Source organism: Carnobacterium maltaromaticum DSM 20342, from assembly GCF_000744945.1.
Taxonomy (GTDB): domain Bacteria; phylum Bacillota; class Bacilli; order Lactobacillales; family Carnobacteriaceae; genus Carnobacterium; species Carnobacterium maltaromaticum.
Genome location: NZ_JQMX01000001.1, coordinates 1,778,775 through 1,794,100 on the forward strand (window position 1 = coordinate 1,778,775; position 15,326 = coordinate 1,794,100).

13 protein-coding genes are annotated in these 15,326 nt (G+C 33.5%); 5 read left to right on the plus strand and 8 right to left on the minus strand.

Annotated elements, in window-relative coordinates; all coding sequences use genetic code 11:
* Nucleotides 1-19: 19 nt before the first annotated feature.
* The 3 genes from BR77_RS08550 to BR77_RS19660 all read right to left on the minus strand — a co-directional run bounded on the left by BR77_RS08550 (nucleotide 20) and on the right by BR77_RS19660 (nucleotide 2,757).
* Nucleotides 20-991 (minus strand): N(5)-(carboxyethyl)ornithine synthase, encoded by a 972-nt coding sequence (locus BR77_RS08550; RefSeq protein ID WP_010054446.1) that lies wholly within the window; start codon nucleotides 989-991, stop codon nucleotides 20-22.
* A gap of 394 nt (nucleotides 992-1,385) precedes the next feature.
* Nucleotides 1,386-1,634: a hypothetical protein gene (locus tag BR77_RS08555; RefSeq protein WP_010054444.1), complete on the minus strand. Its 249-nt coding sequence runs from the start codon at nucleotides 1,632-1,634 to the stop codon at nucleotides 1,386-1,388.
* 28 nt (nucleotides 1,635-1,662) lie between these two features.
* Entirely contained in the window at nucleotides 1,663-2,757 is a 1,095-nt protein-coding gene (locus tag BR77_RS19660; RefSeq protein WP_035064591.1) for a 3D domain-containing protein, read from the minus strand.
* Nucleotides 2,758-2,921: 164 nt separating this feature from the next.
* Between BR77_RS19660 and BR77_RS08565 the strand changes: the two genes are divergently transcribed.
* A complete protein-coding gene (locus BR77_RS08565; RefSeq protein WP_010054442.1) occupies nucleotides 2,922-3,398 on the plus strand; it encodes a nucleoside 2-deoxyribosyltransferase in 477 nt (158 codons plus the stop codon).
* Between the two features lie 193 nt (nucleotides 3,399-3,591).
* Here BR77_RS08565 and BR77_RS08570 read toward each other — a convergent pair whose 3' ends face one another.
* Nucleotides 3,592-4,350 carry a putative ABC transporter permease gene (locus tag BR77_RS08570; protein ID WP_015075502.1) on the minus strand — a complete coding sequence of 253 codons (759 nt, stop codon included), beginning with the start codon at nucleotides 4,348-4,350 and terminating at the stop codon, nucleotides 3,592-3,594.
* 197 nt (nucleotides 4,351-4,547) lie between these two features.
* On the opposite strand from BR77_RS08570, the gene BR77_RS08575 reads away from it, so the two are divergent.
* Nucleotides 4,548-6,293: an ABC transporter ATP-binding protein gene (locus tag BR77_RS08575; RefSeq protein ID WP_015075501.1), complete on the plus strand. Its 1,746-nt coding sequence runs from the start codon at nucleotides 4,548-4,550 to the stop codon at nucleotides 6,291-6,293.
* A 1-nt stretch (nucleotide 6,294) separates the two neighbouring features.
* Nucleotides 6,295-8,046, plus strand: coding sequence for an ABC transporter ATP-binding protein (locus BR77_RS08580; RefSeq protein WP_035064596.1), 1,752 nt, complete (start codon nucleotides 6,295-6,297; stop codon nucleotides 8,044-8,046).
* A 679-nt stretch (nucleotides 8,047-8,725) separates the two neighbouring features.
* Here the strand turns inward: BR77_RS08580 and BR77_RS08585 are convergent.
* The gene (locus BR77_RS08585) at nucleotides 8,726-9,085 is read right to left on the minus strand and encodes a DUF3139 domain-containing protein (RefSeq protein WP_015075499.1); all 360 of its coding nucleotides are present in this window, start codon (nucleotides 9,083-9,085) and stop codon (nucleotides 8,726-8,728) included.
* Between the two features lie 68 nt (nucleotides 9,086-9,153).
* Between BR77_RS08585 and BR77_RS08590 the strand changes: the two genes are divergently transcribed.
* The gene (locus BR77_RS08590) at nucleotides 9,154-9,945 is read left to right on the plus strand and encodes a hypothetical protein (RefSeq protein ID WP_015075498.1); all 792 of its coding nucleotides are present in this window, start codon (nucleotides 9,154-9,156) and stop codon (nucleotides 9,943-9,945) included.
* A 325-nt stretch (nucleotides 9,946-10,270) separates the two neighbouring features.
* On the opposite strand, the gene BR77_RS08595 is transcribed toward BR77_RS08590, so the two are convergent.
* A complete protein-coding gene (locus BR77_RS08595; protein ID WP_035064599.1) occupies nucleotides 10,271-11,155 on the minus strand; it encodes a helix-turn-helix domain-containing protein in 885 nt (294 codons plus the stop codon).
* 1,203 nt (nucleotides 11,156-12,358) lie between these two features.
* Here BR77_RS08595 and BR77_RS08605 point away from each other — a divergent pair.
* Nucleotides 12,359-12,904 carry an NADPH-dependent FMN reductase gene (locus tag BR77_RS08605; RefSeq protein ID WP_010054427.1) on the plus strand — a complete coding sequence of 182 codons (546 nt, stop codon included), beginning with the start codon at nucleotides 12,359-12,361 and terminating at the stop codon, nucleotides 12,902-12,904.
* A gap of 71 nt (nucleotides 12,905-12,975) precedes the next feature.
* On the opposite strand, the gene BR77_RS08610 is transcribed toward BR77_RS08605, so the two are convergent.
* The gene (locus tag BR77_RS08610) at nucleotides 12,976-13,734 is read right to left on the minus strand and encodes a MerR family transcriptional regulator (RefSeq protein ID WP_015075496.1); all 759 of its coding nucleotides are present in this window, start codon (nucleotides 13,732-13,734) and stop codon (nucleotides 12,976-12,978) included.
* Nucleotides 13,735-13,873: 139 nt separating this feature from the next.
* Entirely contained in the window at nucleotides 13,874-15,229 is a 1,356-nt protein-coding gene (gene brnQ, locus BR77_RS08615) for a branched-chain amino acid transport system II carrier protein (protein ID WP_035064607.1), read from the minus strand.
* Nucleotides 15,230-15,326: the final 97 nt, after the last annotated feature.

Consider the following 15,326-nt stretch of genomic DNA (forward strand, 5'->3'; position numbering starts at 1 on the left):
TTTTTTCGTTTATTTGCATTTAACGGTCTTGGAACTTGTTGATATCTTGATCCATTATTTTTCCATCTTCAATAATTAATGCATCTCTTAAAATAGGATTCGGATTTCCTTCAATTAAATCATCGATATACTTACTAGTTTCTTCAGAAATTGCAGCAGTAGCTGTCTGATAAAAAATACTTGGGGTATGATCAACAGCATAATGTAAAATACCGTCAACATAGTAGGTAGGGTCTTCGAAGGTAGTCGGTAACGTTGTTTCAATGGCGCCATGTTCATCACAGCTGATATCAATAATCATTGCACCTTTTTTCATTCGTTTTAAATCTTTTTCATAAATGATATGGTCATGTCGCGTCGTATCCCAAAGAATTGCGTTAACAATGACATCATAATCACCTAATTCTTTTTTAAATAGCGCTTCTTGGTTTCGATTGTAAATACAGACATCTGCTCCCAATTTAGTTAAAATACGATTGGCTCCTTGAGCTGTACTTCCTCTACCTAAAATAGCCACTTTTGTGTCATAGGGCATCCGCCCATTAAGTAAATAAGCATGAACAATTCCACTTTCTCCTGCTAATTCATTATTGCGCCAATAAGAATGACGATTCATATAATACATTTTTTCCCATGCGTAAGCAGAACTTTTTTGTTCAATTAAAAGATCTGTAATGTCTCGATTTTGGACTGCATGAACCCAACCAAATATCAGTTGTCCTGGTAACAAATTCTGTAAAAATTCAGCATCTCCAATCTTAGGTTCACAAATAATATCTTGCTGCAACGCCACTTCACGGGAAACAATCTGACAACCTAAAGCCAAATATTCCTCATCGGCAATATTTAAAACGTTTCCATAGTTCTTTTCAAAAAATAATTGAGTAGGATTTTGAATAATTTTGATATCTTTTGGTAATAAAGCACGGCGATGTTCGTTCTCTTTATGGCTTATCACAAAACCCATGGTCTTCTTCTTAACAGATCGCATCTTTTCTACCTCCAATAAACTATTTTTACACATGTAAAATCTTATTCAGCTTCCCTCCTCTGGCCTTATTCTGACACACTTCCCTTAGATATTCAAACTTGAAGGGCATAAAGTAGGCAAGATTATCTTTAGATACTTTGATAAAATTCTTTAAACAATTCTTAAACCAGAAGTATAAAATTCAGTTTCCATACCTTATAATTTTATTATCCTTGTCATAACCTGGGTAAACTAAACTAGAGGGAAGGCTAATTAAAAACTATTGAAAACAACTTTTTTATTAATATCCATCCATATAGAACCTTTGAGCAAAAATAGTACCTAGATATCCACAAAAAAAACTGACTAGTACAAATCCGGTTCATCACCGGTTTCATACTAGTCAGTTAAGAATTTATTGTTTAGCTAGACTGAATAAAAATAAATTATTGAATGTATTGTAATCAACATAGCCAACCACAACATCTTGATAGACAAATTTCTTACCAAGTTTTACTGTTCCAGCTTGATAGGCTTCTTCAACTGCCTCAGCTAACTCAGAGTAAAATAAATCAATATCTTCAATTGAGCCTTTTTCAGCTTCCCATTTATCTAGAAATGCCTGCTCATCTTTTTCATGATAAAAATCAATATCAACTGCCATCGTTTGCACCTATTTCTATCTTAGATGTTTAATCTAAGATTTTAATTGTAACTGTACGACGTCCCCATTGTAAACATTCTGCTACAGAAGAGAAATGGACATCAATTTTATTTCCTTTAATTGCACCACCTGTATCAGCTGCAATCGCAACACCATAACCAGAAACCTCAACACGTGAACCAATTGGAATAACACGAGGGTCAACGGCAATAACCTTTGGATTCACTCGTAAATCTGTTCCATTAGCTGTAAAGAAGCTTGAACCATTTTCAGCATATGAATAAGCAGTCGATTCAACAATTATTGTTTTACCAGCGCCACCTGCACCTGATTGATCAGTAGGGTTGCTTGGAGCTGCTGGAGCAACAGCATCATTTGGAGCTGTATTTTGCGCAACCGCCGCAGTTGAAACTTTAGCAGCTTCTGCTTTTTTAGCTAACTCTTCAGCTTGTTTTTTCTTCGCTGCTTCATCATCTATACGAGCTTGTTCTGTACGTTTTTGTTCATCTAAAGCATTTAAAGCATCTTTATTTTCATCCATTGTTTTTTGTAAGCTAGCCATTTTTGTGTTTAACTCAGTTGTATCTTTGTTGACTTGCTCTTTTTGTTCAGCTAAAGTTGCTGCATCTTCACGTAATTTAGCTTCTAAATTTGTAAGTTCTTCTTGATCTTTTTTAGCTTCTTCTAAATTATCGTTATCAGCAGATTGCAATCGATTGATAACATAAGCACGGTTTAAAAAGTCTGTTAAACTTTCAGATTCAAGAATCATTAATACCATACTTTTGTTTGCTTCAGATGTTTGAAGCGATTGTAATCTTTTTTTAGCTTGAGCAACACGCTCATCAACGTTTGCTTGTTTTGCTTTAATTTTTTCTGCTGTATCCTTCAAGCTTTCTTGTTTTTCAGAAACTTGTTGGTTTAAAGCTTCAATTTCCTTATTTTTATCATTTAATGAAACTAAAGTTTGGCTAATTTCACTATCTACAGTTGCCATTTTTGCTTGTTTTGCTTGTTGCTCTTTATTAATTTCGTCAAGTGACGCTGCGTATCCAACATTTGCTATTAGATTTACGCTTAGAAATGTAAGAACCACGCTTACAACCAATTTTCGTAATTTCACTTATTTCGACAACACCCTTCATTTAGTAATACGATCTTACTTAATTGCTCCCCACATTATAACGAATAATCAGCCTTGGTATATTTCACAAAGATTACTTTTTGTTACAATCGCATTTTAAAGGTATACTAAGAGTGTAATAAAAGATATTAGGAGGAGAAAAAATGATCAAAAATAGTTATTTTGCTAGCCCATTATTTTCTGAAATGGAGTTACGCTACAACCAACAACTTGTACAACAAATTAGAGCGGCATACCCTCAATTGGAGCTTTATGTTCCCCAAGAACAAATGGAAATTAATGATAAAAACGCCTATGCTGACTCCAAAGCGATTGCCCAATATGATACTAAGGCACTTTTAAACAGTCAATTAATGATTGCTGTTTTAGATGGTGCGACAATTGATGTTGGTGTCGCAACTGAAATCGGAGTGGCTTATCAAGCTGGTATTCCTATTCTCGGTCTCTATACAGACTCTCGTCAACAAGGAGCCACAAACCCACACAAACTAGCGGCATTGCAAGAAGTGGCTGAATCACAATTTTCCTATGTAAACTTGTATACAGTCGGTTTAGTTAAGTTGAACGGTGCTATCTATAGCACGAGCTCTGATTTAATCACCGCTATCGGAAAATACTAAGGCTTTGCCTAAATAAAAAAGAATGGATTCACTCCATTCTTTTTTATCTTATAGAAAACAGAAGAATTTTCATAAAGTTTTATGTCAAAATGACTTGTAAACTCATTTTTAGTAACCAAAAAGTAATGTTAAAGAAATGAAAATGCAACATCCACTTCTAAATAGAGTATTTAATCCCCAAATACACTTATTTTCAGCCTTTTTTTCTAAATCTTTCCTGAATATCTTTTAATTCTTTGAAATTTTTAATTGTTGGCATATTTAATTTAGAATAAGCTCGCAACATTCTCTTTTGATTAAAATTTAATTTGGCAAAAGCTTTTTTTAATTCGGTACTTTGCTTTAATTCTTCCATAACTGTTTGGCTTGTTTCCGTTATTTTTTCTACTAAATTATTTTTTCGTTCTTCAATTTCAACACTTAATTTTGCCAACTCTTTTTGGAAAGCTGCTAAAGTAAATACAGAGTAGATCAAATCAACTGTCATCAAAACAACAATTGCGACAGGTAAGAAAATCCCAAATTGATTTATCAAAAATTGAACCCACTCACTGACAATCGGTTGCACAACTTTCACAATAAAAACACACCCGACTCCCCAAAATAATGAAATTGGTAACGCAATGCGACCATTCAAATTCAATGGAACGTCATGATAGTCCCACCATGTGGTATGAAATAATTTCTCTAAACCATAACTAGTTACATATTCCAAAAGAGTAACTACCAAGGCTGAAAATACATATAAAAGGATGATATTTTGTTGATAAGGACTAATTAAAGATAAAACTGCTAATACCCCAAATCCATAAATCGGACAATATGGGCCAATTAAAAAACCCCGATAAACAAACTTTTTGGCTTTAATTGAACAATAAACTGTTTCCCATAACCAACCTATAAAGGCATAAATAAAGAATAAAAGAACTATTTTTTCAAAAGTAATCTCCATCCCCTTGCTCCTTTCGTGTTGCTTTATTTTCATCATACGCGCTTGTTCATTTTTTATCAAGGATGACTCTTTTTAACTTATATTCTAATGAGAATCTAGTATCAACTAATTTGTCCCCTTATGTTATACTTATTGAATAAAAAGTTTAGGGATACAATTAAAAATTAAATCCCTTGAGTATAGAAAGGAGTATTCATTTGATTTCTTTATTACGTTATGCTAAAAAGTACCGACTCCAAATGGTAATTGGTCCTTTCTTTAAATTTGTAGAAGCCGTTTTCGAGTTATTTTTACCTCTGTTAATGGCCAAATTAATTGATAATGGGATAAACAAAGGAGATACGGCTTATATTTATAAAATGGGGGGCCTGATGCTGGCAATGTCGGTTATTGGCTTAATTTCCGTTTTTATTTGTCAATATTCCGCTTCGATTGCTTCACAAGGTTTTGGGACTGAACTTCGGAATGCCTTAATGCGCAAAATCAATACATTTTCTCACAAGGAAATTGACCATTTTGGTACAGCGACTTTGATTACGCGAGCAACTAATGATATTAACCAAATGCAGCTAGCTCTTGCTATGTTAATTCGTTTAGTGATTCGTGCTCCATTTTTAAGTATTGGTTCTCTGATTATGGCGATTTATGTTAGTCCTAAATTAGCTCTTGTTTTTGCCGTTCTATTGCCTCTATTTTGTCTAATTCTTTACTTTATTATGACAAAAACCATTCCTCTGTATAAAATTGTTCAAACGAAGGTTGATCGTCTAACACAAGTTGTTTCTGAGAATTTAAGTGGTGTTCGAGTGATTCGCGCCTTTGCCCGTAGCAAAAAAGAAAAGCAAAGAGCTGAAGATGTCAGTGATGAGTTGGCAAAGTCCTATATCCGTGTAGCAAATCTTTCGGCTTTAATGACCCCTGCTACCTCGTTAATCATGAATGCGGGTATTTTGATAATCCTTTACGTTGGAGGTTTCCAAGTTAATACAGGTAGTTTGATGCAAGGTGAAGTTTTAGCTTTAATCAACTATATTATGCAAATGCTATTAGCACTTATTATTGTGGCCAATCTAGTTGTCATATTTACTAAATCAGCGGCATCTGCTGCACGAATCAATGAAGTCCTAGATACTGATGTTAGTGTTGTTGAAAATGAATCTCCAACCTATCTGACAGCTATCGAAAATCAGACTGCTATTCAATTTAAGAATGTATCCTTTAAATATGCTGCTGCTAGCGCAAATGCCTTAGAAAATATTGAATTTAATTTATCGAAAGGGCAAATTTTAGGCGTGACTGGTCCTACAGGAAGTGGGAAAAGTACCCTAATTAATTTAATTCCACGATTCTATGATGTTACTGCTGGAACTCTTCTGATTAACGGAACCAATGTTAATGAGTTTGATCTTCAAAGTTTGCGCCGCTCAATCGGTTATGTACCACAAAATAGTAGTTTATTTACTGGAACAATTGCTGAAAACTTAAGATGGGGTAAAGCGGATGCGACAGAAGCAGAATTGCAAATGGCTTTAGAAATTGCTCAAAGTGCCGATTTTGTTGCAAGCTTAAAAGACGGCTTAAACTCACCTGTTTTTGAAGGTGGTAAAAACTTTTCTGGTGGACAACGACAACGTCTAACGATTGCCCGAGCATTAGTTAGCCAACCGGATATTCTAATTTTAGATGATTCCTTAAGTGCCTTGGACTACCAAACTGATTTAAATTTGAGAAGAGCTCTAGCTAGCCGCTTAACAAATACTACTGTTGTCATCGTTTCGCAACGTATTAGTTCGATTCAAACAGCCGATCAAATCCTTGTACTAAACGATGGAAAGCTAGCTAATAGTGGTACTCATAAGCAATTATTAGCTGAATCAGATATTTATCGTCAAATTTATGACTCTCAAAGTGAGACTGAAACTGACGTTAAGGAGGTTCATTAATATGCAAAATAAAAAAATCAATCCAAGTGATTTAAAACGACTTTTACCTTTTATGACTCATTATAAAATGCCTATTTTCGCTGCTTTATTTTGTGGCTTAATCGGAGGTAGCGCTACAGTTGCTGCAACTTACTATACAGGAAAAGGAATCGACGCGATTGTTGGAAAAGGTCAAGTTGAGTTTAGCAAGCTTTTCCATGTTCTTTGGTTATTGGCTGCCGTTTACTTGTTAGCAATAATTACCCAATGGATGATCAATTATTTTTCTAATCAGGTTTCCTATAATGCCATTAAAGACTTGCGTATTAAAACCTTTGATAAACTAAACGAACTTCCCTTAAGCTTTTTTGATAATACCCCACATGGGACAATTATCAGTCGCTTTACAAATGATTTAGATAGTATTTCAGATGCGGTTAGTCTAACTTTAAACAATTTATTTTCTGGGGTAATCGTGGTCTTTGCTTCACTAGGTTTTATGCTTTATCTTAGTCCACTTTTAACGTTAATTGTTTTAGTGACAACGCCTTTAATTTTTCTGATTGCTTGTATTGTAGCTCGACTTTCACAAAAAAACTTCACTCAGCAACAACGAATTGTGGGCGAAATTTCTGGATTTGTATCTGAGATGGTTACCAATCAAAAAGTCGTCAAAGCTTTTAATCAAGAAGACTACGTTCAAGGTAATTTCGAACAAATTAATAATCGCTTGTACACTTGGGGACGTAAAGCACAATTCACTTCGTCCATCACCAATCCTTCTGCTCGTTTTGTCGATCACCTTGCGTATCTTTTAATCGGAACAATCGGTGGTATTTTAGTTGTAACAGGAAATCGTAGTATCACGGTTGGTGTCGTCTCAAGTTTTATTATTTACTCTTCTCAATTTTCTAAACCTTTCATTGAGTTATCTGGGATTACAACACAGATTCAAACAGCTGCTGCAGGATTAAGGCGTGTTTTTGAAGTTCTTGATGCTGTTCCAGAAATCCCAGATGCTACAAATGCCACAACTCTAACAACAATTGACGGAAATGTGGCATTCGACCATGTTTATTTCTCCTACCAACAAGATCGCCCGCTAATCCAAGACTTAAATCTAAGTGTTGCTGCAGGTGAAACAATCGCAATTGTTGGGCAAACCGGTGCAGGAAAATCGACATTGGTTAACTTATTGATGCGTTTCTATGAGTTAGATCAAGGGAGCATTAAAATTGATGGTACAGATATCAAAAAATATACACGAGACAGTTTAAGACGTTCCTTTGGTATGGTGCTGCAAGATACTTGGTTATTTTCAGGATCCATTAAAGAAAATATTGCATATGGTCATCCGACAGCTAGTGAAGAGGAAATTATCCAGGCAGCAAAAGCTGCTTTAGCTCACGCTTTTATTATAAAAATGCCTCAAGGGTATGACACAATTATTGGCAGTGGTGGAGTTTCTATTTCTTCTGGTCAGCGTCAACTTTTAACCATTGCTAGAACCATGCTTAGCGATCCGCCAATGTTAATTTTAGATGAAGCAACCAGTTCCGTTGATACCTTAACTGAACAACAGATTCAAACAGCTTTTCTAAGAATAATGAAGGGGCGAACCAGTTTTGTCATTGCTCATCGTTTGTCGACGATTCGTGAAGCAGATTTAATTTTAGTGATGGATAAAGGCATGATTGTTGAAACTGGAACTCATGACGAGTTGCTAAAAATAGATAGTTACTATCATCGTTTATATGCTGCACAATTTGAATAAACTGCAAAAAAAGATTGAAAACAGTCGTGTTTTTGTAGTGATCCTAAAAAACAGAGTAGATTTTCTACTCTGTTTTTTTATGTAGTGAAGCTCATTTTATTTGTAAACTTATCGAGGCTTTGCTAATATAAATTATGACAGGCAAGTTATTTTAAATTGTCACTATTTATCACGAATATAACTAACTGCTTTTGAAAAATAGTTTGATTTTAGTAGAAGTAAAACTAGGGGTTAGAAAATATGTTCCGTTGCAAACCTCACACATATATAATTGGACTTCTCGTAAAGATAGTTTTTTAAAACCCTTTTCAAAAAACAAGAAATTCACTCTATCTTCTTTCGCTACTGATTTGTAAGCCAAACAATCAGGACTTCAGACTCTATTAATTTAATTAACTCAATTTATTCTACCTTGCTTGAATCGCAGTTTCTTGTCTAGCTAAATTTTGATCTACAGCGGACACTCTTAAATAAGCCAACTACATAACGAAATCCCTCCATTTTTATAAATTCAAAAGACCATGTCTAAGGATACGCTTAGTATACAAAAATAAACGCTGAAAAATCAGCGTTTATTTTTATCTTCCTATTGTATCCTTGAAGTGTACTTAAAAGAAACAATGCTTTATTAAAATATGTGCTTAAATATTTAAAAAGACAACAACTCAAGGATATAAATTCATTTTAAAGATTTCTCTATTTTTTCTTCATACAGGTTTTTATTATATTTAGCTGGATTATTCATATAATCATCCGTTAAAAATTCTATATCTTCTTGAATATCATTCGTTTTAAAACGATATTCAAAGTTGTATTGATAGTTTTTGTCATCTTTCATAATAACACTCAAATTCCAACGATCTGTTGAGTAAGAGTAATGAATATCTTCTTTTTCAATTAAATCTAGTGGGAATCCTTTATCTTCCATATAATGGTGAATACGGTTTGTTGCTACTTTAGTTTTAACTTGTTTGTTTATTGAATAATAAATAATAATGCAAAAAACAACAGCTAATAAAATTAATATCTTATTTTTCATAGTAATAACTCCTCGATACTTGTATAATATAAGTATAACACAAAAATAAATTTGAAGGAGTTTTTAAAATGAAAAAAATTGTTGTCGGTTTTGCTTTTTTGTTGTTTTTTATGGTCCCCCTGAACGTTTATGCTAATTCCCCTTCTACTCCACAAGACATTGTTCCTAAATTAGTTTCTGGTGAAATAAACTTATCTTCGTTAACTAATGAAGATTTAACAAGTGCCTATAACTACTATATACAAATTGGAGAATTACAAGGTATAAGCTTCAACGATTGGGAAATCGCTTTAAAAGAAGGTTTAGATGCACCTGTTGATCCTCCCATGCCTATTAATACAAATCTTAGAGCCAGTCCATTACAGTCTGGAGATTATATAATTGTTCCAGGGGAAAGTTCCGCTGGAGGTTTAGTTGGCCATAATGGAATTGTAGTTGGTCCGGATAGTATACTTCATTCTCCTGGTGGGACTAGTTCAGGTCAAGCAACTGTTATTATGACAATAAAGCAATTTACGAATAAATATGGATTTGGAAACTCACGACTGTATCGACCAAAGAGACTTTCACTAGGAAGTGTTAATATGATGGCAGGTTGGTATGCTCTTTCTACTACTTTTAACAGTAATGGTAGTTTAACAGTTCGAAATAGATCAATTGATTATTCTATTATAGAGGGCTCAAAAAATTTACAAGCGCCTAGCCCAACCTATTGTTCAAAATTAGTATATCAAGCTTATGCCTATGGTACTGGGGGCTCGCCTATTGTTCCTCAACCTCCAGTTAAAGTTGGATTAGTTGCCCCAAGATCATTAGGTAACTATTTTACCCAAACACCTGACTATATTGGTAGCTTTTAGATTTCATCATTAATATAAAACATTATCTATTGAGTTTGAATAAAGGAAAATAAGCCCAGAGTAAGACTCCATCTTAAAGTGGAAAAAATTTTCATAGAAATAATAATAGCATGAAATCATCAGTTTAAAAAATGGATTTCATGCTTATTTTTATTTGGCTATCCTGGGGATCAATATTATTATTGCTAGCAGTTAAACCTATCTATAACAAACATAATCGCATACTAAAAAACACTCCAATTACGTGCCGATATAATTGGAGTGTTTTTAGCGTTTCTATCAATATATATTTGTGTACATGATCGATACAATTATACAAGTGAAACTAGTACATAAAGTGGGAGACATTGTAAAGTTTTATATCACTTTTAACTGTTTCTATCACTTCATTATTTTTATTCATCATAGCCATTGCCGCTGCAAAGAAATAGAACTTTTCAGCTTCAGTAACTTGTTCTAATTGTTGTAGATTATAAGCCTTCTCATACATTAAGTATTCCAGCCCATTCATACTATCATCCAATTGCTGCAAAGCAATTCCCATTGAACTTAAACTCACAGCTTTTTCATAGTTTTTCATTTTGGAATATATTTTTGCAGAGTTAAAATAGGTTCTAACGATATCATTTGTATCACTTTTTTCATAGCCTTCAGCTACAAACTCATCAAGAGTATTCAAGGTTCTTTCTGTGTATACCAAGGCTTTTTCATCTTCGTCATTCATCGAGTAAGCAATTGAAACGCCACTCAATCCCAAGACATCATAAATAGATATGTAGCCTTCTCCTTGAGTATCATTAGACAAGTTAAAGTAAAAAAGTGCATCTGAGAAATTATGAAATGCCACTAAACTAGTAATACCTTTATAGTAGTAATATTCCTTTTTTTCATTTATTGTTTCTAATTCTGCTTCATTAATTTCTTTAAGTAAAGCTGCTGCTTCTTTGTGATTTGATTGACTACATAAAACTTTAACTTTCTTCATTATTTTGCCATTTTTCGTTGTATTTTCGCCCATTAAATAATAAAGCTCATCAATATCAATATCCAAACGATCTGCAATCGCTAAAAGTAAGGTAATTGCTGGAATCTTACCAGCCTTTTCTATATTACTGATTGTTGCCTGCGTACAAATACCTTCAGCTAATTCTTGTTGCGTCATGTTTTTTTTCAATCGACCTGCTTTAATAGCTTCCCCTAAACTTTTCAATTTTTTTCCCCCTTATTCTTTATATCTCCTTGCCTAATTGTAGCTTATGTTTTATTATTAGGAAAGAGAAATGTTTTTTTATTTAAAAAGGAGGGTAATATTATGAATATCGACGATTTGATTCTTAATCCACCATCTATTTCTACATTTGGCAATACAGGGCACTGGTAAGCGATTTAAACCATCTAAACACGAAAAAGGTATGCTTGATAGTTGATATCATTGCATGCCTTTTATTTTTTATACAATGATCGAGCATTTAATCAAATAAAATACATTCTAAATTAGGTTCAATCTGAATTATAAAAAATACTCCTAACAATATAATTAATATATGTGTTGATAATAATAACTAAAACTGATGAAATACGCTTGCGATTTGTTTCGCAATCAAGAAGGGTATATTATTATCATCGCGTTATATAATGTATCCTTAAATGGAACTTCTCATGTAGCGATTTGCTCCTATTAAAAAGAAAAAAAGTGGTGAAAATCGATAATTGATTTTCACCACTTTTTTCTATCTTTTTTTTACGTCTCTAAAAAAATCTATTAATAGGCCAAAGATCATTACAGAGAGTACGTTGGTCACTCCATAAATCATATTCTGTACAGCTATTGATTGACTAAAAACCAGATTATACAAAGAATCCGTTTTAAAAATCAATAACGATAAAACATTTGTAACAGATATTAAAAATCCTTTTTCATCAATCTTAAATACAAATAATAACGAAATGAGTACTCCTATAGATAAACATATAAGCGTATACTTAAATTTATTTACCAAAACTATCACCTCTATTTACCAATTTTATATTTAAAAGTATAGAATTTCAACAAATAAAAAGTAACTCTTTATGGACTTCTTTCTACCAACTTTACTCGCCCATCAATCTAAAATGACATTATAATTCATCTACCAATACAAAAAATAATGATATTAGCATGATTTAATATCTTAGAAAAGAAGCTTTTGTTTCATCATCTGTAAATAAACCATCCATTTAATGATTATTTTTATGTTCTCTTTTAATTTTTGACAGTTCAACTAACATAAGCTCAACTTGAGAAAATAGGCGCTAAATCAGTCTGAAATTCCCAGAGAAAAAAAATTAAAACATTTTACTTGTAAAAAGTAAGTAAAGGAGGTATAATTCATTTACAAGATAAAAAAAATAATTTATTCGGAGGTAATTAATTATGACAAAAAAAATCGGGATTTTAGTAGGAAGTTTACGTAAAGATTCTTTAAACAAAATTGTAGCAAAACAATTAGCTGAATTATTCCCAGCTGATTACACAGTATCTTTTATTGAAATTGGTGATTTACCAGTATACAATGAAGATTTAGAAATAGATGGTGTCGAAAGCTATAATCGTTTCCGTAAAGAAATGAAAGAGCAAGATGCATATATATTTATAACTCCAGAATATAACCGCGGTATGCCAGCATCATTGAAAAATGCTATCGACGTTGGTTCTCGTCCTTGGGGCGAAAGTGTTTGGCCAGGTAAACCAGTTCTTGTTGGTTCAGTTTCTCCAGCAGGTATTTCTGGTGCATTAGCCAACCACCAAATCCGTCAATCATTAGTGTTTGGCGATAGTCCAGTTATGGCTCAACCTGAACTTTATATTGATGCATCTAAAGCAATTGGCGAAGATGGAAAAGTAGTACCTGCATCAGTTGGCTTCCTACAAACTATTGCAGATTCATTTGTAGCTTTCATCAATAAAAATTCTAACTAATTTAAAAGTAATCACAAGGACTTAGGTATATCTAGTCAAAAAAACAGAGTAGATTTTCTACTCTGTTTTTTTTATTTCGTGTAGGCTACAATTGCATCACGTAAATAACTAGCCGCGCCGTCTCCAGCCTTTTCATCATAGTAAGCCGTAAATCGTGGATCTGAAACATACATTTCGGCCAAACCGCGATGTGCTTCTTTAGAATAACTTCCCCAAGTAAAGCTTAACCATTCCTTGTGTAAGGCAGCAACTCTTTGTCCTGCTGTACCCTGAGGATTCTGGTCGTTCATTGCAACTTCAAGCTCTTCTAACAATTCATTTCCCAATTTTTCAAAAGCTTCGTATTTTTCTTTACTCATACTTGCCATTTTTTGATTTGATTCTTCTACAGCTTTATTGCCATATTTTTCGCGAATTTCATCACCATATTGCGTCTCATTTTTCTCAATCAACTCTTTTTTAAAGCCTTCAAATTTTTCTTTATCTGTCATACTACTCATTCCTCTTTTCACTTGTAACGTTTTTTCAACCGTTGCAATTAATTTATTCAGTTGCTGTTGTTGTTCTAGTAACTGTTGGTAATGCGCGGTTAAAGCTGTTTCACTATCGAAATTTGGTGCATCCAATACTTCTTTAATTTCTTCAAGTGGCAACCCTAAGTTACGATAAAAAAGAATTTGCTGCAAACGATCGACTTCTTTGCCACCGTAAATCCGGTAACCTGATGAATTGATTCTATTGGGTTTTAATAAATCAATTTGATCATAAAAGCGTAATGTCCGACCACTGATTCCAGCTAGTTCACTTAATTTTTTAACTGTATATTCCAACTCCAACACCTCCTGATAAAACTTATCTTACACCTATACGTTACGTAAAGCTCAAGGACTTTTTATATTAAAATGGATAAAATCAAAAACGTATGGAGGCCATTTTCTCAAATGTAGACTCCATACGTTGATTTACTAATTAAAAACGTAGCTCTTGTTTTTTTACTAAGCTAATAATCCAACCTATAATTAAACCAAGAATTGCTGGGAAAACCCAGCCCATACCGATATCAAATAAAGGCAAATAGCGACTGTAGAATGCTAGAATATTATCGATAAAACTAATTGATTTAATACCAGCTGGCAAAGCATTTAAGCCATCAGCAATACTGACAAAAATAGTGAATATCGTTGTCGTTACATAAACAACTTGGCGGTTTTTAAATAATGGGGACAATAGTGCCAAGAAAATCAAGGTAATTGCTAAAGGATATAAGAACATTAAAACAGGTATTGATAACGAAATAATCTTAGTTAAGCCCACATTTGCAATTCCACAAGCTAACAGTGTAAATAAAATGACATAAGTCCGGTAGCTAAATGAATTGGGAAACATTTCGCAAAATGTTTCTGAACAAGCGGTGATTAGTCCAATCGCAGTTTTTAAACAGGCGACTGTTACAATAATAGCCAACAATACGCTACCAAACGAACCAAAATAATGTTGGGCAATTTGTGCCAACGCTATTCCACCATTTTCAGATACTTCAAATTGACCTACACTAGTCGCTCCAATATAAGCTAAACTACCGTAGATAACTGCCATTAAAATGACACTGACAATTCCAGATTTAATCGTATCAATCGCAATATTAGAAGGATTTCGAACACCTAGACCCTTGATTGTTTGAACAACAATAATCCCAAAAGCCAATGATGCTAATGCATCCATTGTATTATACCCTTGGGTGAATCCTGTAATAAATGGCTCGGTAACATAATTGCCATGTACCGCTGCTTCAGAAATTACGCCCATTGGTTTTAGAAAAGCAGTAACAATCAAAATAGCTAGAAAAACAAGAAAAAGAGGATTCAAAATTTTCCCAACCCAAATTAAAATTTTAGTCGGTTTCATTGAAAAAGCTAACGCAATCGCAAAGAAAATCACTGTAAATAGCAGTAAACCTATTGTTTGGTATTGGCTTGGTAAATAAGGTGCGATTCCAATTTCATACGAAACAGTTCCCGTTCTTGGCAAAGCAAAGAATGGTCCAATCGTCATATAAAGGGCAACAGTCATAAAAATACCATAGATTGGATGAACACGACTGGCTAAATCAAACAGCCCGTCACTTTTAGAAACACCAATCGCAACAACCCCTAAAAAAGGTAAACCAATGCCAGTCACAAGAAAACCTAGTGTAGCTGGCAAAATATTTGTGCCTGCTTCCTGTCCCATATGTACGGGAAAAATTAAATTTCCAGCTCCAAAAAAAAGTCCAAATAACATTGATCCAATAAATATATAAGATGATAATGACAAACGTTTATCCATAAAGCACTCCTTTAACTTTTTACTATATCTATTAGATGATAGCTGTTTTATTTTGTTGTGGCAAGAATTTTTTATTATTATATGAAAGATTCATAAA

Excerpts from the sequence above, each read along its gene's own strand:
- BR77_RS08550 (WP_010054446.1), bottom strand. The coding sequence starts at position 991 with ATGCGATCTGTTAAGAAGAAGACCATGGGTTTTGTGATAAGCCATAAA.
- BR77_RS08555 (WP_010054444.1), bottom strand. The coding sequence starts at position 1,634 with ATGGCAGTTGATATTGATTTTTATCATGAAAAAGATGAGCAGGCATTT.
- BR77_RS08565 (WP_010054442.1), top strand. The coding sequence starts at position 2,922 with ATGATCAAAAATAGTTATTTTGCTAGCCCATTATTTTCTGAAATGGAG.
- BR77_RS08570 (WP_015075502.1), bottom strand. The coding sequence starts at position 4,350 with ATGGAGATTACTTTTGAAAAAATAGTTCTTTTATTCTTTATTTATGCC.
- BR77_RS08580 (WP_035064596.1), top strand. The coding sequence starts at position 6,295 with ATGCAAAATAAAAAAATCAATCCAAGTGATTTAAAACGACTTTTACCT.
- BR77_RS08585 (WP_015075499.1), bottom strand. The coding sequence starts at position 9,085 with ATGAAAAATAAGATATTAATTTTATTAGCTGTTGTTTTTTGCATTATT.
- BR77_RS08590 (WP_015075498.1), top strand. The coding sequence starts at position 9,154 with ATGAAAAAAATTGTTGTCGGTTTTGCTTTTTTGTTGTTTTTTATGGTC.
- BR77_RS08605 (WP_010054427.1), top strand. The coding sequence starts at position 12,359 with ATGACAAAAAAAATCGGGATTTTAGTAGGAAGTTTACGTAAAGATTCT.
- brnQ (WP_035064607.1), bottom strand. The coding sequence starts at position 15,229 with ATGGATAAACGTTTGTCATTATCATCTTATATATTTATTGGATCAATG.